Origin of the sequence: Lacihabitans lacunae, from assembly GCF_042649125.1 — a bacterium.
GTDB lineage: Bacteria > Bacteroidota > Bacteroidia > Cytophagales > Spirosomataceae > Leadbetterella > Leadbetterella lacunae.
In genome coordinates this window covers 2,806,825-2,830,729 of sequence record NZ_JBHRYQ010000001.1, presented here as the reverse complement: position 1 = coordinate 2,830,729, position 23,905 = coordinate 2,806,825, and the positions used below count along the sequence as shown (strand labels likewise).

The window sequence follows — 23,905 nt, the reverse complement described above, 5'->3', positions numbered from 1 at the left end:
GTAATTACTCACTGATGAAACTCAAAGTCCTATCTAGTCATAAATACCATACAAATATCATGATGCGGAAAAATAAAGCATTAAAATAGCGATTAAGAATAGATTACTTTTTATACTGAATTTTAGTGTGCTTTGAACGGTATAGGAAGTCTGTAACACAAAGTGACGGTTTATTTGTTTTCGAATAAGTAATTGAATAGCTCCTTACTTTCAAAGACTTTTTTGATTTCAGTCGATTCTCCATTTCGAATTATAGCAACTGTAACTTTTTGGTCTGGAAAATGATAAAGTAAGGCATTGAAACTCTGCACACTTCCGTAGTGCCCAATAGCTATTCCATGGTCTGTTTCTAATTTCATTAGGCCAAGGCCGTATTCTTTTATATGTGTTAAGTCGCCTAAGTCTTGGGTGATCGTAATGAATTCCTTCATTTGAGCAAACGCTTTTGGAGAGAGTATTTGACCCGAAGTTAAAGCATGCAAAAATGTGGCTAAGTCGAAAGAGTTTGAAATAATACCCCCATCTAAAATGTCTTCGCCACCTACAGCATTGTTTTCTATTTCTGTCCTGTCTACCATCAAGCCTTTATCATGAATATCATTGTATGCCCGCGAAAGTGAACTAGGGATTTCATTGCTTACGAAAGTGTTTTGTAAGTCAAGTGGGGAAATTATTTTTTCTTTAAGTACTTCATTTGCAGATTTTCCAGAAATTGATTTTAGGATCATTCCAAGAAGTATGTAGTTGGTATTGGAATATTCTTGGCCTTTTCCTGCTGAAAAAACGGCTTTTTTCTCAAGGATGTTTGATATAATTTCAGCCGCGGATTGCCTTTTTATAGAATAATTGGAGATTAATAAATTGTTGGAAATTGTTGAATATTCTGGAATCCCAGACTGATGCCGCAAGAGTTGTTTTATTGTAGCATCGTTTCCATTGGGCAACTTATCTGTGATTGTGCTGGGTAGGTATTTGTTTATTTTGTCATCAATATTCAATTTGCCTTCGTCTTGTAGCTTGAGTATTGCAACTGACGTAAAGATTTTTGTCACACTTCCTACTCGCATGGTATGGCAAGGGGATAAGCTAATATTGTTTTTAATATCTGCTTTTCCGCCAGTTTTACTAAAAGTTCCTTCAGGCGTTATAACGGTCATTGTTACTCCAGGAATACCTATTTGCAATAATCTTTCCATAAGTTTTTGATATTTTGCAGCATTTGGGTGGTTATTTATTTCTTTTGTACAAGGAAAATCAGGAACTATATTTTCGGTTTTTTCACACGAAACGCCAGCAGTCAAAATACTTATAATGGCTATGTTTTTTATCAATTTCATTTTATTATTATTTTAAAAATTCTTAATTTTTTTGGAGATTTATTCTTAATCCTACGCCTAAAAACGTGTGAGGAGAAAACGGGAAGTTTTTTGAGTATGGAAGAGAGAGCATCACTTTGTAGTCTGCTGTTATACTCACTTTTTCAGAAACAGCATACGCTAAGCCTAAGCCAAGTTTAGTGGCGAGTTGGGTCCTTCCAAATGCCCTAGACTTTTCATATTGTCCGTCTTTAAGCCGAAAAGCTTCACTGTAGGGTAGAATTTGTTTTGCCCCTATTGCAGCCAAAAACATGGGTTGTATTCTTCCAATTTTATATCCTTTTGCATAGTTTATATCAAGCATTAAGGCACTTTCATTGCTGCGTTGATAGAAATAACCCAGTTCTATTCCTTTGGCTGTTTGCCAGTTTTTATTTGACTTTATTTTGGTGTCAATTCCAATTAATAATGTAGGATTAATGGGACTTTGATAAATTTTCCAAGAGGGCAAAATCAAGGCTTCATTTGCAAATGAAAAACGGATAGATTTTGGGCTAAACTGACCATGTACGGTTGAAAGATTTAGCAAGCAAACTGTAGATAACAGTATTTTGAAATAATTTTTTTGGAGCATTTTTTACGTTTTAAAAATTGAATTGCAATATTCAGAGATTTAAAACGGGTATTCGCCCCAACTTGTAAGGAGGCACAAGTTATTTTGTAAGTTATTTTTAGTAAGCTAGTTATGTGAAATTTATAATTAAAGAAATTTAGTCTCCCTGAGAATCGACCCCATGGTGGTTAACTATTTCACATTTTTTGTTAAATATTCAGAAGGTGAAAGGCCAGTTGATTTTTTGAAAAAGCGGTTAAACGCAGACTTAGAATTAAAACCACAGTCAAAAGCCAGTGCTAAAAAGGTATATTTTTGGTTTTCAGGAATTGAGATTAAACGCTTAAATTCTTCTATCCTAAGGTTATTTACATAATCATAGAAGTTTACTCCTTCTCTTTCATTTATAGTTTGAGAAAGATAATTGGGGTGGATATTAAGTCGAGTTGCTAGCTCACTTAAATTAAGTTCTGGGTTTGTAAACAATCGATCAGCCTTCATCAAGCAAGTCAATTTTTTGTGTAATTCGTTTTCGGCTTCTTTACTTAATCCTGATTTAGCATATTTTTGTTTTTCAATTACTGTTTCTACTAGTAAAGAATCAAAGAGAATTTTCGACTCCAAATCTACATCTAAGCCCTGTTTGTTGGTAAATATCCCAACTTGTTTGATACCGAAATACCCAATGAATATTATAAAAAGAGCAGTTACTGAAAAAATTAATTCATCACTTCCATTTATTATTATTATAAACCACAATAAGGCCATCCCATAAAACAAGAACCTAAGCCAATTGAGGTTTATTTTTTCTTGGTATGAAAATTCATCCAAAATTCTTTTTTTGTGCCGCTGAAGCACTCTATTTGTAATAAAAATATATATAAGGCCGGAAACATTTAACATTATAGAAGTTGTGAAAATTAATAGTTTATAGTCCGCTCCATTATTTTTAATGATGTCTAACTTTTCGGTATATGTTTTGAATAAAAAGGGTGAAAACAAAAAGAGCACAAGCAAAGGCAAAAAGAAATGCAGTGCAGAAATAGATAAATTTAGTTTTCTATTATAGCTTAATGAGGTAGCATACAAAAACAGCAAAGGGCCATGTAAAAAAGGTAAAGAAAAGTTTACCCAAACAATGCTCGGATAAACATTTATAAGGCCAGATATAAACGAATAATAGGAAAGAAGGTGAATTCCAATACAAAATATCCATATAGCCAAAATGACATCTGCTTGATTTCTTCCTTTTTTGGTAAAAAGAATAATTGAAAGAAAAAATGATATAAAAACACCAATGATATATTGCATAAATTCTTTATTGACAACAAGGCAAACGCCTAATTTTTTGATTATCTCAGTTTGCGAGTTTTTCAAAGTATAAAGTAACCAAAATTAGATTTGCTACCCAACTTAGCCTGGCCAATATTTGATAAACGGTCTAATGTTGAGAGCACGGCAAATAGTTCTAAAAAATAAAACCCAATTAATGGCGTCCGACTAAAGTATTCTTAATGAACAAATTAGCCTCGAATTGCCAATCAAGCTATTTTTTTCCTTTAGCAAAACCGGCCGCCTATCTACTTTGTGTCGGCTGCCGCCTAGGCTTTCATTTTTCTTGTCGGCGGGCCCCTTCAAAAAAACGATTCGGAGTGGCGTACCAACAAAAAAAACAGCACGGCAGCGGCTTTTACCAAGGAATTTCTCCTGTTGTTGGGTTAGTTTCTTCACTGATGAATTTGCCCGTTACCCCATCTTTGTCTAACAAGGCATATTTTACGATGCGTTGTCCTGCTTCTGCGACCTCTCCACCGTTATAGCCTGTAAAATCTGTTTTGGTATATCCTGGGCAAACGGCATTTACTTTAAAAGCTGTGCCACGAAGTTCGTAAGCTAAATGAACGGTAAACATATTCAAAGCCGCTTTTGATGCACCATACACCGCATATTTTGCGAAGTCATAAGCCATCCAATAAGGGTCGCTTTGCAGTGTAAGTGAGCCAACACTCGTGCTCACATTCACAATTCTAGGTTCGGGCGATTTCCGTAATAAATCAATAAATGCTTGGGTAACTCTTTCCACGCCAAATACATTCGTGTTAAATGTGGCTAAAAATTGATCGCTACTTGCTGCCAATGCGGTATAGGGTTCTCCGCCATTTATACCAGCATTGTTGATTAATACATCCAAAACATCTGTTTTCTTTCCGATTTCAATTCGGGCATTTTTTACCGAATCACTTTCGCTTACATCAATTTCAATAACTTCAACGTTTGTTAAGTTTTCGGCTTTCAATTTCTCAAGGGCCTTTGTGCCATTCTCCAAATTTCGACTTCCGAGATAAACGTAAAACCCTTTTTGTAAGAGTTGTTTGGCTGTCTCAAAGCCAATGCCTTTGTTGGCTCCAGTGATAAATGCGGACTTCATTTTTCTTTGTTTTAAAATTTAATGTACAAAGGTTTCACTATAAAAAATGAAGTCATTTAATGTTTTTCCTTATTCTGCTCAATGATTGCTGTGTAACACCCAAGTAGGAAGCAATATGAGAAAGGGCAACACGGTTTGCTAGGGTAGGGTAGTTCTCTAAAAATTCTAAATATCGAGTGGTTGCGTCTTGTGAAATTACCGGACTTTTTCTAGATTTTTGATAAAGGCACTGTTGGACCATTTTGTTTTTGATGTTGTCCCAGCCCACTATCGTGTGTGAAAGTTCGTCCCAATCTTGTTTTGAAAATACAATGAGTTTGCAATCGGTGCTGGCTTGTATGTATTCGGCAGATGCGGTGTTGGTTTCAAAATTTGCATAATCTACGGCTAAATTATTTTCGGAAATAAAGCAACGTGTAATTTCTTCGCCTTTATTGTTGTAATAGCAACCACGAACCACGCCATTCAGAACAAAACCGACTTGTCTGGGGATTTTACCAGCTTCCGAAAAATACTCGTCCTTGTCAAGCTCTATTTGTTTGACTTTACTGGCAACTAGGTCTATTTGTTGTTTGTTGAGGCTGCCGAATTTCAAAATATATGCTATCAATTCTTCCATTTTGGCAAAATTAGTAATTGAACACTGCTATGATTTACCATTTGGTAAAAAGTGTTTCTAATGGGCAGATTCTCATCAAATTCCTACACAACTTTTTCACACTTTATTAAATAAAACGGGTAATTCTCCATCACTTCTGATACTTCAAAAAGTCCACAGTTTCCAAATTCTTCCTCTATGGTTTCTTGGTCGTAAAAGAAAATTTTAACCCCACCAAACATTTCAAATCGGTCTTTACTTATCTGTGTTCCTTGTCCGTATGTTTGGGCATCTTTTGTTATGGCCGTAAAAACCATATATCCGTTTTTAGTTAGTTGCTTAAAACAGTCTTGAATTAGCTTTTTTCTTTCGTCTTGGTCTAATAGGTAAATTAACCCGTAACAAAATATTCCGTCATACAAGTTGTCATCAAAAGGCATTTCGGTTACCGATCCGTGATGAATTTTTATGTCAGTGCCAAAATGTTCGTGAGCTAAATCAATGGCGGTTTGTGAAATTTCAATTCCTGTAACATTCATTCCACTGTCCACAAAAACTTGTGCGTTTCTTCCGTATCCAATTCCTGGAATTAGAATGTTTTTAATTTTATGTTCAACAAAAAAATCTTTTGTCAAAACGGTAGACTTAGCGGGTTCTAAACCCCACATTTCTTTTTTGTCTTTAAATGCTTCTTCCCAAAACTCACCCATTATTTACAAATTTTTTCTTCCAAAATTTCACTCGTGTAGGAAACTTTCTATTTTAGAAGAAATGAAACTTCTGTTTTCCAGTCTTCAATTGGGGTCAAGTCAGGCTCGGTCAAATAAATTTCTGCTCTGCTTCCCCATACAACGCCTGATTCAGTTTTACTTTCGTCTAGCGTCAAATTATTCGTTTTGGCGTAATTTTCTAAATATTTGTGGGCCTCAATTAAATTTCCATAGTCTCCATCGTGGATTACGCTTAGGTATTTGCCTTCTGGGAAAGAACCGAATTGGATAATTTCAGATTTTAAGTCTACTTTTTCAACAGGAAAACCCGCTTCTATCACCATTTGCCCGTCGTTCGAGCATGATATATATCTGAAGAAACATTCTCCGTTTGGTTTGATATTAGCTTCCTGAAGTAAATTCAACAAAACATCAACTAAGGGAGGAATCTCATTTGGGATTTCTTGTTGTGCAACTTCTCTGCGAAGAGCTGCATATGGTTTCTCGGCATTTTCTGATATTACTGCTTTATAATTTGCCATTTTCTTTAATTGTTAAATTTTAAGGTGCTTGGAATTATAATTATTAACAACTGTTTTCATTCAAATTTAGCTGTTTTTCGTTTTATTTTTATCTTTTAGAAATTAGTGTTTTTTTATAACTTTTAAAAAATTTGGATACATTAGGTGTAGCAAGCACATAATTAGTATAAAGTTAAACTCTACCCCATTTCGACCGCCACCAACTACAAACCAACCCTCGTGCACATGTATCATTCCGATACCGAACAAAAGCACAAGTATAGTTATAATAGCATTTATTTTAAGGTATTTATTGGTAAGCAATGAAATCACTAAAGCAACATGGGATAGCTTTATGGCCCAAGCCAAAGGTAGGCCAAAGGGCGAAAATCCTACTTCGTTAAGATATAGGTTTCCAAAATCGTTGACTCCGTTATTGAACATGCCAGGTACGCTGTGTGACATAAATATAACCGCAAGCCCAATCCGCAGAAAAGTAATATGGGTAGTCATAGATAAGAGAGGTTTTTATTTTCATTGCTTGTTTGTAAACGAATGCTTTTCGGTTGCTTTTTTGAATTTTACGCCAAATCAACACCTTTTTTTCTTTATTCCAATACTTTTGTTGCTTGACTTTTAGGATGCATCGTGTGGTTTGATAAGGTTTGTCGCATTTAGCAGATAAATTGCTGGTTTTTATTTAATCCTGGGTTTTAAAACCTTTCACAATCAACCGAATTGCCAAGCTCATTTCGTAGAAAAATACAGGAATGGCGGTTATTAAACCCCAAATAGAAAGTTGTGAAAAAAGACCAAACATTACAAATATTCCACTCAAACAAATCATAGGCCCACCGATTAAGCCCAATATGGCAATAAACTTTGGCACAAGATTATTTTTATAAAGTATATAAGATGTCATAAAAGTACTTGGCCCTAAGGCAATATTGGGTCCGAATAAAAAAGTCCAATTATGGATTGAAACCATCAGCTTGCCTATAATTAAATAGGTAGAGCTTTGAGATTCGCCTTCTGAAATATATTCGTTATTTAGACTAATGATAGCCAATAAACTAATGATACCAAGAGTTATAATAACTGCTTCTAGCACTCTAAAACATACCGCAGCGATAGCAAGAGATTCGTTGTGCTTTTTTAGTACAGGATAGAAAGTTACGGATGTGCCTATCACTGAAAATACCAAAATTATTTCCATAAAAGCTCCCCAGAAAATTTGATTCCCAGAACTTGGGCTCTTTATAATAAAGTTCGAATCTTGTAGTATTGGGTTATACAAATTCAGGCCAATAATTGAAGTTACCGCGGCAATGATAAATAAAGCCCCGATTCTAAAAGCTGATTTTCTTTTTGCGTTCATGGTTACGATTATTTTTACGTGTAATCATTTCTAAAATTCTACTTTGAAGACTAATGGAGGGTATTATGCTGTTTTTCTTCCTCTATTTGATTTTTATTGTTGTTCTTTAAAGCTTGGTTTTTACCTGTATAAAGAACTTACTCTCACGTGGTTTTAAGTGAGCTTTTTGGCGGAGCAACTAAAAACTACACGGCAAGTAGCTTCGGAAGAAAACCGAGCATATGGCGAACCATAAATAAATAGAAAGATGAGATTTTTGTAGAGCATCTAAATAATATTAAGTGAATTATTCCACAAATTTCACTTGATATTTGAGTTCCTACAATACTGATTTATCAGTACTGTTTAGTCTAAAAGCCCAAATTTGGAAGCAAAAATAACGGCTTCCAGAGAATTGTTTGCCCCTAGTTTTTCCAAAAACCGTTGGCGGTGTGTGTTTACGGTGTGAACGCTTATCGATAATTTATCCGAAATTTCCTTACTTAATAATCCTTCTTTGACAAATTTTAAAATCTCTAGTTCTCTTTTTGTAAGCTCAAATTCGACTTTAGCTGGTACTTCTATTGGTATTATTTGGCCTGTTCTGAAGTTAAGCATTTGACATTTGCAGCCTTCGGCTTCGTTCTGACTTGGAGATAAATCTTGGATGATGAGCATTAGCCAAGGTTGGCCTTTGGCATCTAGTTCCAAAACCTGATATTGTTCTATTAATCTTACATATTTGTTTTCAGCATTACGTATTCTGTATTCGTAGACATGTTTGTGATTTAGTTTTTCATCATTCGAAAACTTACGCATTAGTTTTAAAATAGTAACCCCATTTTTGCTCAATTTATGGGCATCATCGGGGTGAATCTTCTCCGCAAAAAATGTTTGTCCCGTTTTTTCATAATCCGTTGGTCTATAGCCGAGTAAACCGCCATAGTTTGAAGAATAAAAAATAATTTTTCTTTTACTAAAATCAAATATCCCAGTGCCTGAGTTGCCAATGTCAGATAGCGTTTGTAAAATTTGGGCGTGTTTTTTTACCAATGAGTAATCCAGAGCTTCTTCATCAAATTGAAATTCATTAAGAAACTTTAAAAATATGTCTTCGATACTATTCTGTTCAGCCATATTTATGGAAGAGCTATTGCTAATTAAGTTTTCATTGATTATTAATCTGACAAATTTAGACGATAATTTTACTATTTCCCCAAGATCTGTTTAATTGCCCAAAGCTTACCTCCAATTTACCCTATCGCTTCAATTTACTTTTTCATGCAATCGGTAATTTGATTTTATTGGTATATTTTTACTTGCTTTTAAACAATCATAAAAAACCATGAACCGTAGAAACTTCCTTCAAAACATCGCTATTGCTCCCGCACTGGGGCTGTCTGTAGAAACTGGAGCTATTATAAAAGCCAAACGGCTAAAAATAGGGGACACCATAGGGTTGGTTTGTCCGGCTGCACCGGCTTTTAACAAAGAGGGCGTGCAGGTGGTGGTGGAGTCTATGGAGGCTTTGGGTTTTAAAGTTAAACTGGGTAAAAACATTTGGAAGCGATACGGATATTTGGCGGGTACAGACGAGGATCGTGCCGCCGACCTCAACGACATGTTTGCCGATACGGATGTAAGCGGCATTGTGTGTGTGCATGGCGGCTGGGGCTGTGCGAGGCTTTTGCCTTTGCTAAACTACGATGTCATAAAAAAGAATCCGAAGGTAATAGTGGGGTATTCTGACGTAACGGCTTTGCTGCTCGGTATACATGCTAAAACGGGGCTCGTGACTTTTCATGGGCCTGTGGGCAGCTCCACCTGGAATGAGTTTTCGGTGAATTACTTTAAAAGTGTACTGATGAACGCCGAAAAAGTTAAATACGAAAATCCCAAAAGTAAGGGCGACAACCTCACACAGGTAGACGACCGCATCACCACGATAAACAAGGGCAGCAGTCGAGGTAAATTGGTGGGCGGCAACTTGACCGTTCTTTGTCATATTTTGGGTTCTGACTATGTGCCCGATTTCAAAAACGCCATATTGTTTTGTGAAGACGTGGAAGAAGCCCCCTATCGTATAGACAGAATGCTCAATCACCTAAAACTTTGTGGGGCTTTTGACAAAATGAACGGCTTTGTTTTTGGTAAATGTACTAAGTGTGAACCCGGCTCTGGCAGCTATGGCTCACTTACTCTCGAAGACCTCTGGGAAGACCACTTAAAACCAACTAAAAAACCGGCTTTTGCAGGTGCCATGATCGGTCATATTGCCAATAAATTTACAATGCCAGTTGGCTTAGAAGCAGAAATAAACGCCGACATGGGTATTATTCAGTTTTTAGAAGCTGCGGTGCTTTAAAGGTCAAAAGCCACGGATATATTGAAGTTTCTGATTTTTTTAGGAGTATAAAATAAGAGTTTTAATAACTTCACTCGCCTAAAAACGATCGGAGTAATACCCCAAAACCTACTCAATGTCATAGGGAATGATATTTTTATAGCTTAAGTTTACTTATATAAATAGCATAATTATGAAAAATAACACAATTCCGTATTTGCTTATTCTGCTGCTGGTTTTCAGTGGATGCGTAAGTCAAAAAAATACAAATATTCAGGTAACGAGCCCCGATATTGCCGATAATTTAGACCTGCAAGCCGTGGCATCGGTGTTTGGTGAGGTCAGAAACTTGGAGGAGTTTGAGCGAATACTAAACGACGAAAACGAGCATTTGTCTAACCTTGATCTTAACAACGACGGCTTCATAGATTACCTCAGAGTGGTAGAGTCGGTAGAAGGAACCGCCCACCTGATAACCATCCAAGCGGCATTGGGTAATAACGTATTTCAAGACGTGGCCACCATCGATGTAGACCGAAACTACAACAGCAGCCCATATGTGCAGGTGATTGGTAACCCGTATTTTTATGGGAACAACTACATCATAAATCCCGTTTACTACGGCAGACCGTTTTATATGGATTTGTTTTGGTCGCCCTATTATGCTCCCTGGCAGTCACCGTTTTATTATTCAAATTATCCGAGCTACTACCGCCCTTGGAATCCATGGCCTGTAAATAGGTATGTAAATCATGTGGTGGTAAGACGAAACGTAAAAAACACGTACAATTTTACCAACGAGAGAAGAAGCACCCTTGCCCCAAAACTACAAAGTCAGGTACGGAGAGACGACTACTCGAGCAAGCAGCCCAACGGCTCGTTTGACAACCGAAACAAGGACGTTAGAAACAAGGCGGATTTGGACAGAAGTCGAAGAATGGACAATACGCGAACTCCAAACACGCGTGACAATCGAAACGATAGGAGTAGAGGCACGCAGTCGAGCCCAGCACGGACAAACCCGAGCACACCAGAAACGAGAACTTCAAGAGGAGAAAAAAGAGCAAATCCTACGCCGAGCACAGGTTCGTCGAGGTCGCGAAACTCAACGCCAAGTTCCACTACGCCTACCACCAAAAAAAGCACAAAACGCGGAAATTAAAATTATTTAACACGAAACATTTTATGGCGGAAGAACGTAATGGTTCTTTCGCCATTTTTTTGGTTTATGGAGGGGTGTTTTTTTTTAAAAGAAAGACCTAAAGTTCGATGGATGCGGCTACTTATTCAGGAGAAAAAGGAGAAGTGGAATAATCCCTTTCTTACAAATTCTTAATTACTTTGGCAGGTACTCCAGCCACAACGGTATTGGCAGGCACATCTTTGGTTACTACTGCCCCAGCCGCCACAACTGAGTTTTGGCCCACTGTAATGCCCGGCAGAATGATTGCTCCAGCGGCAATCCAAACATTCTTTTCTATTATTATTTTATTTAAAATTAGAGCTTTTCGTTCGGCAGGGTTAATAGCATGGTTCTCTGTAATTAACTGCACATTAGGCCCTATCAGCACATCATCTTCAATATGTATTCCTCCCAAATCTAAAAAAGTACAGCCTTGATTTACAAATACGTTCTTTCCGATGGTAATGTGCTTGCCAAAATTGGTATTAAAAGGTGTGAAAACCGTAGTGCTAGTATCGACTTCTTTTCCTATAATTTCACTTAATATTTCTCTAATTTTTTCAGCGTCGGATTCTGTATTTTATTTTAGGCTCAACTTCTTAGTGAGGCTTACTTGCTCAAAAACCTTCGGAAAATCAGGGTCACTGTTTTGAATGACACCTCCATCCAGCATCCGGTCAAAAATCGTTTTATTCATTAACTGAGAATTTTGATATAATTTATTCAGATTCAATTTATATATAGTTTACTTAAGTCTTTCGTCATTTTTTGAAAAACTATATTTATTTCCACCAACAGGTCTTCATACCCGAAGGCGGTGGTTATTGAACTTTAGCAAAATTAAAAACAATAGTGCAATACTTTAATAAGCGTTTCCCTATTTCCCAATACGGCTCCAAAGACGTCATTTTATACCAACCAAACAGAAAATACAAACCAAAATACCAAAACATACGCCCGCAGGTGCTTTGGATATGCGGCGAAAATTATAGTTTTGTATACGCGTGAATTAATGAGGTAGGGCAAAAAATTCTTAGTTTTAATATGATTTTTAGAGAAGCAAAAGTGGAGGACATTTACCAAATGCAGACTATTCGAAATTCTGTAAATGAAAACGTATTGTTAGACCCTAACAAAGTTACCTACGCCGATTACCACAGCTTTATCACTCAAAATGGCAAAGGCTGGGTTTGTGAAATAGAAAACAAAATTGTTGGTTTTGCTATTGTTGACTTCGTAGACCATAATATTTGGGCTTTGTTTTTAAAGCAAGAATTTGAGAAAAAAGGAATAGGATATGAGCTTCATCGATTAATGCTCGATTGGTATTTTTCTAAAACAAAAACCACGGTTTGGCTTAGTACCACAGCAAACACTAGGGCGGATTATTTTTATAGACAAGCGGGGTGGATGCCGATGGGCTCATACGGTGAAGATGAAATAAAATTTGAGATGCCGTATGAAATTTGGGCGAAAAAATAGTGCCTGCATATCTTTTTGAATTCATATAAAATTTGATGACATTGCGAAGACTAATATTATAAGCATGAAAAGCATCTCCTACTACCTCACGGCCTTGGTAATTAAACTAAAAGGCATCAAAAAAGACTTTTCGCAAGAGCCCATTGATTATTTGAAACTGAGAAAAGACGATAAGCATACACCTACCACTAAGGATGTTTTAGGGCTAAGTTTTAGGTCTTTTAATATCGAAAAATCAAAAGTTACAGAGGTTTTTGACCTGCAGGTATCTTCGGAAAATATTATCTTATTTTGCCACGGTGGGGCTTCTATTTCTGGTCCATCTGATTTGCATTGGAACAGCCTAGCTCACATCGTAAAGCATACAAAAACCAAGGCTTTACTGATAGATTACCCGAAAGCACCCGAACATCAAATTACGGAAATTAACCATAATATAGAAGCCGTATATAGAGACACGCTCTCCACGTATGATTCAAAAAACATAATACTCTTGGGAGACTCATTCGGTGCCACGTTGATGCTTTTGTTGGTTCAAAGTCTCATTAAAGCCCACCAAGATTTGCCAAAGGCTATCGTCCTGGTTTCGCCGGTGTTAGATGCTAGTTTGGCGAACCCCGCAATAGGCGAAATAGATAAAACAGACATCATGTTATCTAAAAAAGGCGTAGTTTCTGCCAAACAAATGTGTGCGGGCAGCATAGACCTCAAAAGTGAAGTCATCTCTCCGCTTTTTGGTAGTTTCAAAGGTTTCGTGCCCACTTACCTGTTTACGGCCACACGAGATATCATGTACCCAGATTCCGAAATTTTTGTTCAAAAGTTAAAACAAGAAAACATCCCAATTCAAGTTTTTGAAGGCGAAGGCATGCCGCACATTTGGCCATTTTTACCAGTAATGAGCGAAGCCAAAAAAGCATTGAACCAAATAGTGGATATTGTGAAAGAATTGTAGAGTTAAGTTTGGGTCTTAGTCTGTAGACAATGAAGAGCGGGGATTAATGCTAAAACTTACTCCAAGTGAAACTATTAGACTCCATGACCACAAGACTGCGATCCTTAAACTTACTACCTTGGGGAATATTGCTTGATTGAGGTGTTGTTCAGCTACAACTAAAGGGGCCAAATATAAAATAAAAGTGATTAGATAAATTAAAAAGGGTGGTTTAACTTTTTCTATAGTTAAGCTAAAAATCCATAACGATAAACTTCCTGCAAAACCAGTCAAAAGTACGGGTATAAGTATAAATCCAAAAGCAAAAGAAAATCCAATTGTTAGTAAAATAATAGAAGTTATACTTATAGCTATTACAAATGTTAGCTTTAGTTTCTTCCAGAAATTGCCTTTTAAGTTTATCAAAGGTGTACCAATGGAAAACAGAATTGGAAATAGGTAAAATGAATCAAGTTTATAATCCAAATAAGCTCCAATAAATGCTAAAATGGAGTTGGTAATAAAAGTCGAGGTTTTTGGATATTCTATCTTTTGTAACTTCGGTAACATAGGGTGGTAGGTTCGTGAATTTGAGTTTTATTGTCTCACTTCATCGTGTGCTTTTCATACTTTTATTAGTTTTCATCTATTCGTTTTTATATCCAAAACTGCCACCATTTCTTATTTTTTTTCCTTTCTGCCTCTTGTCTTTCATCTTCTTCGATTTCTTTTTGGACTTTCTTGATTTTCTTCAAATAAGCCTTCCAGCTATGGGCCTCAATAGAATTGTGAACATCTGATTTTTCTAGGTCAAAAACGTAAACCGTTTCTTTTCCATTAAGCTTTATGTAATATAGGAACTCTCCTCCATCGGAACCAACCGCAAAACACTTGTCTTCTTTGCTAAACACTCCATTACAATCCAAGAGTATGTCGGGACTATTGGGCAGCATAAATTCCTCACCAAAAGAGTCTTTCGGGAATGGGTAATTAAGCATGGTTTCTACATAAAAAGTTGGCAATTCTATTCCCAATTTTTCCTGTATTGCATTTATGTCGGCTTGATTCATTTTTTTATGCTATATGGTTGTTAACTTGTTAGCTCCGCTTAGTTCTTGAGACTAAAAGGGTGTTATTGCCCTTGTCCCGTTGTTAGGGATTATATGTTATGTTTTTAAGTCATGTTTTTTTCTTGTTTCTTATCTGCGGCCTTGAGACCAAAGGAGGGGCTTCTTAGGATGAGGACTGATTAGAGGGGAGCATTCTTGCTTGGCCCAATTGCTTTAATCGCATGTCCTGCGGACACGATGAAAGCTTAGCTGTTAGCTGCTGGTGTTTGTCCGTTAGTTAAGTTCTCCATTTTCCCAATAGTCTTTTGCAATGTCAAGTTTTGATAATACGTCCTTACAAACTTTTTTATAAATGTCGCCTAACCCAAATAAATGTTTTTTGTCGTAACGAAACCAGTCTTCAGTTAAACTACTTTCTGTATTCATATTTGATTGGATTCGCTTTCTTTTATTCATATCGTGTGCAGTCACCTTGTTGGGTTTAATCTCAAGTCCCCAAGAAGTCGTAAAACCGTCTGGTTTACAGTTTGCAATTTCAATAACGAAACCACCACCACTTCTGTCAAACTGAAATGTCAAAAGGTTTATTCGTTCAATTGTCTGTCGTCTAAAGTGCGGAAATGAACCCTTGAAGTTCAATTGTCGCAATACTGGAACAACAATTTCATTCAAGTTCTTATTTATTTCGTCTCTGTCCGAACTACTCATATTTTCTTTCTTTTTTTGTCAGTCGTTTGGTTATTGTGTCGTCCGCTACACTTGCAGCTAAAATATGTATTCCCCCCCCAAAAAAAATCCAGAAGTAGCATCTATATCGTTATTGTCTTTTTTTTGAGTTAACTAATTTATCCATTTGTAAGCGTTTGTTGTTGGATAATTTAGAAGTGTGTTTACTCCATTTTTATTCTTACAATATGCCAATTTACATCAATATTATGAATAAAAAACACAACGCATTCTACTATTGATTTAACGGATAAATATTTGTTTTTGGGTCGGTTTTGGGTCTAATTTTCTCTTTGTTTTTTGAAACCGCCAAATTGGTGTTACACTTATGTTTGTTACGATTGCCCTTCTCCTATTGTAAGGGATTATATGTTATGTTTTTAAGTCATGTTTTTTTCTCTTGTCTTATCTGCGGCCTTAAGACCTAATGATGGGCTTCTTAGTATTGGGGCTGAGAAGAGCCATTCGCTCTCATCGCTTGGCCGTTGGCCACTTCGAAAGCTTAGGTGGTGACCTCCCGCTTATTTTGTCACCAAGAAACCCGTATAGTCTTTTGGTTCAAAATAAAATGCAATACCAAGTATTTTCCATTCAACAATACCCAATACCATATACTCAAATTTATTTTTGTCATTCGTTGCATTAATATTTATAGAAAATGGTTTCCAGTTTGTCCCACTTATGAACCCACTATTTGAAGAGTAAGCACTTATTGGAATAACCAAATTTCTTTCTTTGTCTTTACCATATTTTAATCTTAATTCATATTTTGAAAATAAGGTTTTTTCTAAATCAATGTGAAGAAAATCTGTTCCATTAATTTTCAAACTATCCCCATTTGCAAATTCCCAAGTCTTAATTTGGGTAGAGTTAGACTCTTTGTTTTCATTGTCATTGCTAGAGTGGCCAATAAAAGATAAAAGTCCAAACACAAAGATGACTGATGCAAAAAGTCCAAGTTTTTCTCTAAGGAGTATCGTCGCTTTAAAGGAAACTGCAATAAAGAAAAGAAACAGTCCTATGTTTATTAAAGCCCATAATAAATACATCATAGTTTAAAGTTTTAGTGTTTCGGGAAGCTGGCAGCCGACGGTGACGTGTATGAAGCGTAGTATCCCGCAGGGTGCTATGATTTCATATACAGTGTTACCAGCTTTTTTTATTTCCAAAATTTCCACCCTTTCTTCTTTTCTTTTTTATCCAAATCAATCACTTCAATTTCGCCTTGGTTGATTTCTTCTTGATTCCTCAAGTCGTCATATTCATAATCACCAATTTCATTAACTGTGTCTTTGATAATTATTTTTCCTTTATTAATCCACTCCAAAGCATTTTTAGCATCAATAATAATTTCAGGATATAGTTTATCTAATAATTCGTCTTGTACTGCTTTGGTAATCTCGTTCCATGATTTTTGATAATTTCCTGCAGGCGGACAAGAAATTAAAAGTCCATAGGTTAATCCAAGTCGTCTCAGAAAAGCATAGCCTGAACAATACAAATCATAAGTCATTTCAATTGACTCAGCACATTTTTCATCCCTGTCAATTATTGATTCTAAGTATTTTGAAATCCGTTTAATCTCAAATTTACCGTTATCAATAAACGGTTCAACTATTTTTTCCAATTCATTGTATGCGTACTTGTCTTTGTAATTTAAAGATATTAGATCTGTGTATGTATCTTCAGGTAATTCTGATTCGAGCTCTTTAGTTTCATATACCCACTGCTCAAAGTCCTGAATACTTATTTTGTGTTTCAAGACTTCATAGAATTTCAGTTCAGTATATTCACTAATTTCTTTCATTTAATTCTGACTAACGTTTTTTTATGCGTTGAATATCAATTGATTATCACTTCGAGGTCTTCGCTTGTCAATCCAAATTTATCAATTTGTTTTTGAATTCTTTTGACCAAGCCTAGCTTTCTTTTTTGATCTAAAAACAAATAGCCTTCGGGGTTTATGTATCTTGTACCTTTTGTTACCATATTCCATACTATTACCGCCAATTTTCGTGCAGTAGCACTAATTGCTGATACTCTTCCTTTTTTAAAGTTTATTCTCTGAAAAAAATCTCTTAAAGGAGTTGAGTCTTTTAAATTCCCAATTGCATTCGCAGCGTTCCTTAAGGCTATTTTTAGTCGATTACTTCCTTTTGGAACCTTACTTGATATTATTTTACCACCAGTTTTCTTATTATTGGGAGCTAACCTTAACCAACTTGCAAACTGTTTGGCTGTTTGGAATTTCTTTATACCTTCTAAGCCAACTTCACTTATTAAATGCAGGATTGTTCCATGCGAAAAACCTTCAATTTCCATGAGGTCAACGCCTTCAAAATATTGGTAGCCTACTATGTTTAAATCTATGTTTTTGGGAGTATTTTTATTGATCCTTTTATGTGATTTTTTGTCAATATAATGTTGCCTTTTATTATCGTCTTGATCAATAATCTTATTCAGCATTTTCTCTATTTCTGTATCACAAGCTGTGATTTTTGTTTGAATGATTTTATACATATCAAGTTCTTGCTGAAGAGCAAATAAATAGTCCATTCTACCATTAGTTTCAAGAGCTTTAGCTATTTCAGCTTCTGATTTTCTACAGTTCCCATGTCTAAGCTCTGCTAGTTTTTCAGGTTTTGTTTCGCCTTTGCAAATTGCTTCTATTATTGCCATTCCTGTAAGTCCACATATGTCATTTACTACCACGTCCAGTCTCAAATTAAGAAGTCGCAGGTATTTTTGCATCTTCTTTTGAGTGCTTGCAGCCATGTCAAGTAAGTTGGCTCTGTGTCTGCAATAAGTCCGTAGTTGCTCGGTGGCTTCATCGGGCAGAAAACTACCTGATAAAAGACCAATACTGTGGAGTTTTTGAATCCAAGCACAGTCTTGAATGTCCGTTTTACGGCCTTTAATGTTTTTGGTAAATTTACCATTACACAAAATCACCTGAAAACCGCGATTTATCAAAACTGCATAAAGTGCCTGCCAATAAGTACCCGTGCTTTCCATGGCTACAGTGGTTACTTTGTTTTCGTCAAGCCAATCGGCAATGGACTGAAGGTCTTCATTAAAAACACCAAACTCTTTGATGTCTTTTTCTTTTTGACCTACTGAGACCCAATGAGAGCGGCTACCTATGTCAATTCCTGCGGCATTAGGATTGACAATTTCCATGGATAATGATTCAGTTTTTTGATCCATAAAATTTGAGTTTTAATTTAAAAAATACTCAAAGGGAGTGCTCTTTTGGAATAATAAATATTCTGAACGGGGTTTCGTATTCTGATAGTAACCGGAACAGAACCGCCACTTAAGTTATGACACACACTCCAACCAGGATTGCCCTCGTGCTATTACGCAACAGTTTAAAAATCGGCCTTGCAATGAGTTTTCAAATTTAAGGAATTGTTTCATAAGTGCTTCCACGTTAGCATACTAAGTTAATGGGCGAGGCTTATATGCTGGATTGCTGGTAACATATGTATACCCCCCCAATCCAGAAGTAGCATCTATATCGTTATTGTCTATTTTTGTATTAACTGGTTTATTATAAGTAACATATTCATTTGTGAGCGTTTGTTGTTGGATAATTTAAGAGTGTTTTTACTCCAATATAATTCTTACAATATGCCAATTTACATCAATATTTTGAATAAAAAACACAACACACTCCACTATTGATTTAACGGTTAAATAATTGCTTTTGGGTCGGTTTTGGGGCTAATTTTCTCTTTGTTTTTTGAAACCACTAAATTGGTGTTACACTTATGTTTGTTACGATTGCCCTTCTCCCAATGTTAAAGATAATATGTTAAGCTTTTAAGTCATGTTTTTTTCTCTTTTCTTATCTGCAGCCTTGAGACCGAAGGAGGGGCTTCTTAGTATTGGGGCTGAGAAGAGCCATTCGCTCTCATCGCTTAGCCGCTGGCCACTTCGAAAGCTTAGGTGGTGGCAGAAGTTATTTATTTGTTGTCCATAAAAATAAGTTTAGCTCTTTTACCCTTTATTTTTAAACAGAGATTATCGCTAATTTTTACACTTCGATTACTCTGTTCATTCAAAAGTGAAATTGTTATTTCCTTTATTTGAAATTTTGGCAACTTTTGTACTTCTATAAATTCAATTGTTGTTTCACCATTAGAAATTTTATTTTTAAATTTTTTACAATTATTTATCGTACCAAACTTTTGCAAATCGTCAATAAGTTTTTTGTCTGCAAAGAGTTTTATATAGGTTACCATTGCGAACTGTCGGGGATATTTTTTCCCATTTGACAAAATACTATTAAACTCAGAATACGGCATTGACCTACTTATTTGGTCACTTGTAAACCCTAAATACTCCAAGTAATCATTTTGATATTCTAAAATCGATAATTCATTTTTGGACGTTTTGTAGCTTAAAGTTTTGTACCAAGGAATAATGGTCAAACTGTCAAAAAAAGTAGTTGTAGAAGTATCAATTGGATATTTAAGCAATTTTGATTTTCCGATTATGTCGTCTAGGGTGCCGATTTTACGAGTTTTAAATTCAATTCCCCAATCGCCCAAATTGTCTCCAACTTTATCAGATTTTTTTGGTTGGAAAAATTCTATTGTAGAAGACTCTCCAACAAAGTATTTGCCTGTATACGAATTGTCATTTGTCTCTTGATGACTCTCCTTACAAAAAAACAAAGTGTCTATTAGAAACTTGTTTTGAAATAAATTTTTGTAGGTAATACTGTCAATACAAATGAAAATTGTATTGACATCAGTTTTATTATTTGGCTTTGTTTGTCCAAAGGAAAATAAACGCGTTATTATTAACAGTATAAGTAGGTAATGTCTCATATAAAACTGATGTCTAAGTTTAGGGCTTGGCTGTGTTGGGGCTGCTGCGATTCGGCACTCATGAACTGAAGCCAAATAGAATCAGATATGTTGAATTTAACATGTCACCCCGCCTTATGCAAAACCCTTATTATGCGTTGGCTTTTTTTATCTGTCTGCTTGGTGATTTGTCCCAAACTTGTGTCAATGTATAATTGTCAAGTTCTTTGTCTGGGTAATCGCCAGTTCTTGACCAAATTTCCAAATAATCAATGAGTCCATTTTTTACAAATACTTGTGCGTCTGCGTCAATATTTCCTGCTTCATCTTTAATGTCTACACCATTAATTACAAGTTCGTGTCTTTCCAGTTTGTATTTAGAAATTTGGTCTGAGTGAGAAAATGTAACAAATACGCCAGCTCCAGTATAGTTGTACCTTGTATCTGTCAAGAAATTAATCTGATTTCTGAGTGTTAGTCCGTCATTATCTCCGTCAAGCAACAAGTCTAAGATGTTAGCTATTAATTTACATTTTATCATGGTGTTGTCTTAAGCTTCTGACTAACGTTTTTTTATGCGTTGAATATCAATTGATTATCACTTCGAGGTCTTCGCTTGTCAATCCAAATTTATCAATTTGTTTTTGAATTCTTTTGACCAAGCCTAGCTTTCTTTTTTGATCTAAAAACAAATAGCCTTCGGGGTTTATGTATCTTGTACCTTTTGTTACCATATTCCATACTATTACCGCCAATTTTCGTGCAGTAGCACTAATTGCTGATACTCTTCCTTTTTTAAAGTTTATTCTCTGAAAAAAATCTCTTAAAGGAGTTGAGTCTTTTAAATTCCCAATTGCATTCGCAGCGTTCCTTAAGGCTATTTTTAGTCGATTACTTCCTTTTGGAACCTTACTTGATATTATTTTACCACCAGTTTTCTTATTATTGGGAGCTAACCTTAACCAACTTGCAAACTGTTTGGCTGTTTGGAATTTCTTTATACCTTCTAAGCCAACTTCACTTATTAAATGCAGGATTGTTCCATGCGAAAAACCTTCAATTTCCATGAGGTCAACGCCTTCAAAATATTGGTAGCCTACTATGTTTAAATCTATGTTTTTGGGAGTATTTTTATTGATCCTTTTATGTGATTTTTTGTCAATATAATGTTGCCTTTTATTATCGTCTTGATCAATAATCTTATTCAGCATTTTCTCTATTTCTGTATCACAAGCTGTGATTTTTGTTTGAATGATTTTATACATATCAAGTTCTTGCTGAAGAGCAAATAAATAGTCCATTCTACCATTAGTTTCAAGAGCTTTAGCTATTTCAGCTTCTGATTTTCTACAGTTCCCATGTCTAAGCTCTGCTAGTTTTTCAGGTTTTGTTTCGCCTTTGCAAATTGCTTCTATTATTGCCATTCCTGTAAGTCCACATATGTCATTTACTACCACGTCCAGTCTCAAATTAAGAAGTCGCAGGTATTTTTGCATCTTCTTTTGAGTGCTTGCAGCCATGTCAAGTAAGTTGGCTCTGTGTCTGCAATAAGTCCGTAGTTGCTCGGTGGCTTCATCGGGCAGAAAACTACCTGATAAAAGACCAATACTGTGGAGTTTTTGAATCCAAGCACAGTCTTGAATGTCCGTTTTACGGCCTTTAATGTTTTTGGTAAATTTACCATTACACAAAATCACCTGAAAACCGCGATTTATCAAAACTGCATAAAGTGCCTGCCAATAAGTACCCGTGCTTTCCATGGCTACAGTGGTTACTTTGTTTTCGTCAAGCCAATCGGCAATGGACTGAAGGTCTTCATTAAAAACACCAAACTCTTTGATGTCTTTTTCTTTTTGACCTACTGAGACCCAATGAGAGCGGCTACCTATGTCAATTCCTGCGGCATTAGGATTGACAATTTCCATGGATAATGATTCAGTTTTTTGATCCATAAAATTTGAGTTTTAATTTAAAAAATACTCAAAGGGAGTGCTCTTTTGGAATAATAAATATTCTGAACGGGGTTTCGTATTCTGATAGTAACCGGAACAGAACCGCCACTTAAGTTATGACACACACTCCAACCAGGATTGCCCTCGTGCTATTACGCAACAGTTTAAAAATCGGCCTTGCAATGAGTTTTCAAATTTAAGGAATTGTTTCATAAGTGCTTCCACGTTAGCATACTAAGTTAATGGGCGAGGCTTATATGCTGGATTAACGCCAACGTTTGGCGGTATGAAAAGTTGCCATTGCGGACTGCGTTATTATCCCCCGTGACAAAATTAATGCGGGCTACAACCCTTGAATAAACTACCAAACTGGCAATTTTTTATAACGTGTGTTGTGAGCAGTGTTTAATTCATTCTTTTCATTTTCTCCTTTATTTCGATCTGAGTTGTTCTTACAAATTCAACTTGAACTTGTCTATCAGACTCGGTGTTAATTGTTGTCTCAAAAATATAAGGCGTTTGATCTTTAGCTGACAGAGCAATTATTGTGAGTTCTTTCCCTTTCGGTATGTTTCTAAAAGAAGCAGACTCTTTTCTACCTTTAAAATAATACTCAGTCATTACACTCCTAATGTCTTTAAAAACGGCAAAAATACGGGCTCCTTGCAACGAATCACTATTCACAATTAATTGAATGTCGGTTTTTGGGTTTGAGTCATTATAAAATCTGTCACAATTTATCCACCCAAAATTCATTAGTTCGACTGCTTGATATGTTTGACGTTGGTATTCAATTTCTTTTTTTAACTCTTCGTATTCCTTTACTTTCTTTAGATATTTTTTGTACTCTTCTTCAGAAACATCTTCCTTATTTACTTTTTCAGGTGCTGCTAACGAATCAGATAAGTAATTGTCAAGTTCAGAAACAATTTCAATCGGTAATACTTCTTCTTTGATTGGTTTTGCAGGCTCTTTAGCGTCTGTGATAACTTTTGATTTAAAGTTCTTGTTGGTTGGTATCCAATTGATTTGTCCGAGACTGTCTCTTTCACCAAGGAAAAGTTCCATTTCATTTTCAGTCAGCTTTGGGAATTCTACTTTAATACCTTTTCCTTGCTTCATTTTAAGCTGTTTTCCATTAGAATTCATATTAAAGTAATATGCACCACCTGTCACAAGAATTTGTCCATTTGAAACTGTTTGAGCGTTATTCAAAAGCATACTACAGTTATCTGTCATTTCCAAAAGTTCAATTTGAATATTGTCCCCCAGTGGAGAGCCGTCAATTGTTTCAAGTCGATTTGGATCAACATGAATGATAGTTCCTTTTAAACCTGTAACTAATGTTACTTTATTAGAAGTAACAGTAAAACGCTGGGGTTTTTCCGCTATCTCTGCCAACAACTTGTCCACTTGTTTCAAATTATTGAGTGGATTTATTCTGACTGGTTTCGTTTGCTTGTCGTTGTTTGAATTATCCTGAGTAGCTAGTTCATTTCTACAACCATTAAGAATGATTGTTATTAGAATTAAAATCAGAAGTGTTTTTTGTCTCATAGTCAGTTTTTTTACATCGCTCACAACATATATCCCTCAAATCCAGAAGCAGCATCTATATCGTTATTGTCTTTTTTTGAGTTAACTAATTTATTATAAGTAATATATCCATTTGTAAGCGTTTGTTGTTGGATAATTTACAAGTCTGTTTACTCCATTTTTATTCTTACAATATGCCAATTTACCTCAAAATCCCGAATAAAAAACAGAATGCATTCCGCTATTGATTTAACGGTTAAATATTTGCTTTTGGGTCGGTTTTGGGTCTAATTTTCTCTTTGTTTTTTGAAACCGCCA

25 protein-coding genes are annotated in these 23,905 nt (G+C 35.7%); 4 read left to right on the top strand and 21 right to left on the bottom strand.

From position 1 onward, the window contains the following. Positions 1-170: 170 nt before the first annotated feature. The 10 genes from ACFOOI_RS12355 to ACFOOI_RS12310 all read right to left on the bottom strand — a co-directional run bounded on the left by ACFOOI_RS12355 (position 171) and on the right by ACFOOI_RS12310 (position 8,680). On the bottom strand, positions 171-1,337 hold the full coding sequence (locus tag ACFOOI_RS12355; protein ID WP_379838288.1) for a serine hydrolase domain-containing protein: 1,167 nt from the start codon (positions 1,335-1,337) through the stop codon (positions 171-173). A 22-nt stretch (positions 1,338-1,359) separates the two neighbouring features. Continuing rightward, complete coding sequence (locus ACFOOI_RS12350) at positions 1,360-1,950, bottom strand: hypothetical protein (RefSeq protein WP_379838287.1); 591 nt, start codon at positions 1,948-1,950, stop codon at positions 1,360-1,362. A gap of 171 nt (positions 1,951-2,121) precedes the next feature. Beyond that, positions 2,122-2,688: a helix-turn-helix domain-containing protein gene (locus ACFOOI_RS12345; RefSeq protein ID WP_379838286.1), complete on the bottom strand. Its 567-nt coding sequence runs from the start codon at positions 2,686-2,688 to the stop codon at positions 2,122-2,124. Positions 2,689-3,619: 931 nt separating this feature from the next. Next, a complete protein-coding gene (locus ACFOOI_RS12340; protein ID WP_379838285.1) occupies positions 3,620-4,357 on the bottom strand; it encodes an SDR family oxidoreductase in 738 nt (245 codons plus the stop codon). A 52-nt stretch (positions 4,358-4,409) separates the two neighbouring features. Further along, a complete protein-coding gene (locus tag ACFOOI_RS12335) occupies positions 4,410-4,976 on the bottom strand; it encodes a Crp/Fnr family transcriptional regulator (protein WP_379838284.1) in 567 nt (188 codons plus the stop codon). A gap of 83 nt (positions 4,977-5,059) precedes the next feature. Continuing rightward, positions 5,060-5,665, bottom strand: a complete 606-nt coding sequence (locus ACFOOI_RS12330; protein ID WP_379838283.1) for a class I SAM-dependent methyltransferase — start codon at positions 5,663-5,665, stop codon at positions 5,060-5,062. A 47-nt stretch (positions 5,666-5,712) separates the two neighbouring features. Then, complete coding sequence (locus ACFOOI_RS12325; RefSeq protein WP_379838282.1) at positions 5,713-6,207, bottom strand: GyrI-like domain-containing protein; 495 nt, start codon at positions 6,205-6,207, stop codon at positions 5,713-5,715. Positions 6,208-6,309: 102 nt separating this feature from the next. Beyond that, entirely contained in the window at positions 6,310-6,699 is a 390-nt protein-coding gene (locus ACFOOI_RS12320; RefSeq protein ID WP_379838281.1) for a hypothetical protein, read from the bottom strand. A 187-nt stretch (positions 6,700-6,886) separates the two neighbouring features. Next, entirely contained in the window at positions 6,887-7,564 is a 678-nt protein-coding gene (locus tag ACFOOI_RS12315; RefSeq protein ID WP_379838280.1) for a DUF4386 domain-containing protein, read from the bottom strand. 345 nt (positions 7,565-7,909) lie between these two features. Then, on the bottom strand, positions 7,910-8,680 hold the full coding sequence (locus ACFOOI_RS12310; protein WP_379838279.1) for a LuxR C-terminal-related transcriptional regulator: 771 nt from the start codon (positions 8,678-8,680) through the stop codon (positions 7,910-7,912). A gap of 208 nt (positions 8,681-8,888) precedes the next feature. Here ACFOOI_RS12310 and ACFOOI_RS12305 point away from each other — a divergent pair, with 208 nt between their 5' ends. Both ACFOOI_RS12305 and ACFOOI_RS12300 read left to right on the top strand, forming a co-directional pair. Next, positions 8,889-9,908 (top strand): S66 peptidase family protein, encoded by a 1,020-nt coding sequence (locus ACFOOI_RS12305; RefSeq protein WP_379838278.1) that lies wholly within the window; start codon positions 8,889-8,891, stop codon positions 9,906-9,908. Between the two features lie 172 nt (positions 9,909-10,080). Then, the gene (locus ACFOOI_RS12300; protein WP_379838277.1) at positions 10,081-11,049 is read left to right on the top strand and encodes a hypothetical protein; all 969 of its coding nucleotides are present in this window, start codon (positions 10,081-10,083) and stop codon (positions 11,047-11,049) included. A 160-nt stretch (positions 11,050-11,209) separates the two neighbouring features. Here the strand turns inward: ACFOOI_RS12300 and ACFOOI_RS12295 are convergent, their stop codons facing one another. After that, positions 11,210-11,485, bottom strand: a complete 276-nt coding sequence (locus ACFOOI_RS12295) for a DapH/DapD/GlmU-related protein (protein WP_379838276.1) — start codon at positions 11,483-11,485, stop codon at positions 11,210-11,212. Between the two features lie 629 nt (positions 11,486-12,114). Between ACFOOI_RS12295 and ACFOOI_RS12290 the strand changes: the two genes are divergently transcribed. Together ACFOOI_RS12290 and ACFOOI_RS12285 are read left to right on the top strand one after the other, a co-directional pair. Further along, the gene (locus ACFOOI_RS12290) at positions 12,115-12,552 is read left to right on the top strand and encodes a GNAT family N-acetyltransferase (protein ID WP_379838275.1); all 438 of its coding nucleotides are present in this window, start codon (positions 12,115-12,117) and stop codon (positions 12,550-12,552) included. 64 nt (positions 12,553-12,616) lie between these two features. Beyond that, positions 12,617-13,507, top strand: a complete 891-nt coding sequence (locus ACFOOI_RS12285) for an alpha/beta hydrolase (RefSeq protein ID WP_379838274.1) — start codon at positions 12,617-12,619, stop codon at positions 13,505-13,507. A gap of 15 nt (positions 13,508-13,522) precedes the next feature. On the opposite strand, the gene ACFOOI_RS12280 is transcribed toward ACFOOI_RS12285, so the two are convergent. From ACFOOI_RS12280 to ACFOOI_RS12235, 10 genes are all read right to left on the bottom strand, one after another. Then, complete coding sequence (locus ACFOOI_RS12280; RefSeq protein ID WP_379838273.1) at positions 13,523-14,056, bottom strand: hypothetical protein; 534 nt, start codon at positions 14,054-14,056, stop codon at positions 13,523-13,525. 86 nt (positions 14,057-14,142) lie between these two features. Continuing rightward, entirely contained in the window at positions 14,143-14,556 is a 414-nt protein-coding gene (locus tag ACFOOI_RS12275; protein ID WP_379838272.1) for a hypothetical protein, read from the bottom strand. 273 nt (positions 14,557-14,829) lie between these two features. After that, positions 14,830-15,264: a DUF4304 domain-containing protein gene (locus tag ACFOOI_RS12270; RefSeq protein ID WP_379838271.1), complete on the bottom strand. Its 435-nt coding sequence runs from the start codon at positions 15,262-15,264 to the stop codon at positions 14,830-14,832. 539 nt (positions 15,265-15,803) lie between these two features. Further along, positions 15,804-16,334 carry a hypothetical protein gene (locus ACFOOI_RS12265; protein ID WP_379838270.1) on the bottom strand — a complete coding sequence of 177 codons (531 nt, stop codon included), beginning with the start codon at positions 16,332-16,334 and terminating at the stop codon, positions 15,804-15,806. Between the two features lie 107 nt (positions 16,335-16,441). Beyond that, complete coding sequence (locus tag ACFOOI_RS12260) at positions 16,442-17,089, bottom strand: hypothetical protein (RefSeq protein WP_379838269.1); 648 nt, start codon at positions 17,087-17,089, stop codon at positions 16,442-16,444. A gap of 35 nt (positions 17,090-17,124) precedes the next feature. After that, positions 17,125-18,489: an IS110 family transposase gene (locus ACFOOI_RS12255; RefSeq protein ID WP_379834224.1), complete on the bottom strand. Its 1,365-nt coding sequence runs from the start codon at positions 18,487-18,489 to the stop codon at positions 17,125-17,127. Between the two features lie 761 nt (positions 18,490-19,250). Continuing rightward, a complete protein-coding gene (locus ACFOOI_RS12250; RefSeq protein ID WP_379838268.1) occupies positions 19,251-20,195 on the bottom strand; it encodes a DUF5829 family protein in 945 nt (314 codons plus the stop codon). Between the two features lie 55 nt (positions 20,196-20,250). Beyond that, positions 20,251-20,640, bottom strand: coding sequence for a hypothetical protein (locus ACFOOI_RS12245; RefSeq protein WP_379838267.1), 390 nt, complete (start codon positions 20,638-20,640; stop codon positions 20,251-20,253). A 46-nt stretch (positions 20,641-20,686) separates the two neighbouring features. Continuing rightward, complete coding sequence (locus ACFOOI_RS12240) at positions 20,687-22,051, bottom strand: IS110 family transposase (RefSeq protein ID WP_379834224.1); 1,365 nt, start codon at positions 22,049-22,051, stop codon at positions 20,687-20,689. Positions 22,052-22,456: 405 nt separating this feature from the next. Then, a complete protein-coding gene (locus ACFOOI_RS12235) occupies positions 22,457-23,608 on the bottom strand; it encodes a hypothetical protein (RefSeq protein WP_379838266.1) in 1,152 nt (383 codons plus the stop codon). Between the last annotated feature and the right edge of the window lie 297 nt (positions 23,609-23,905).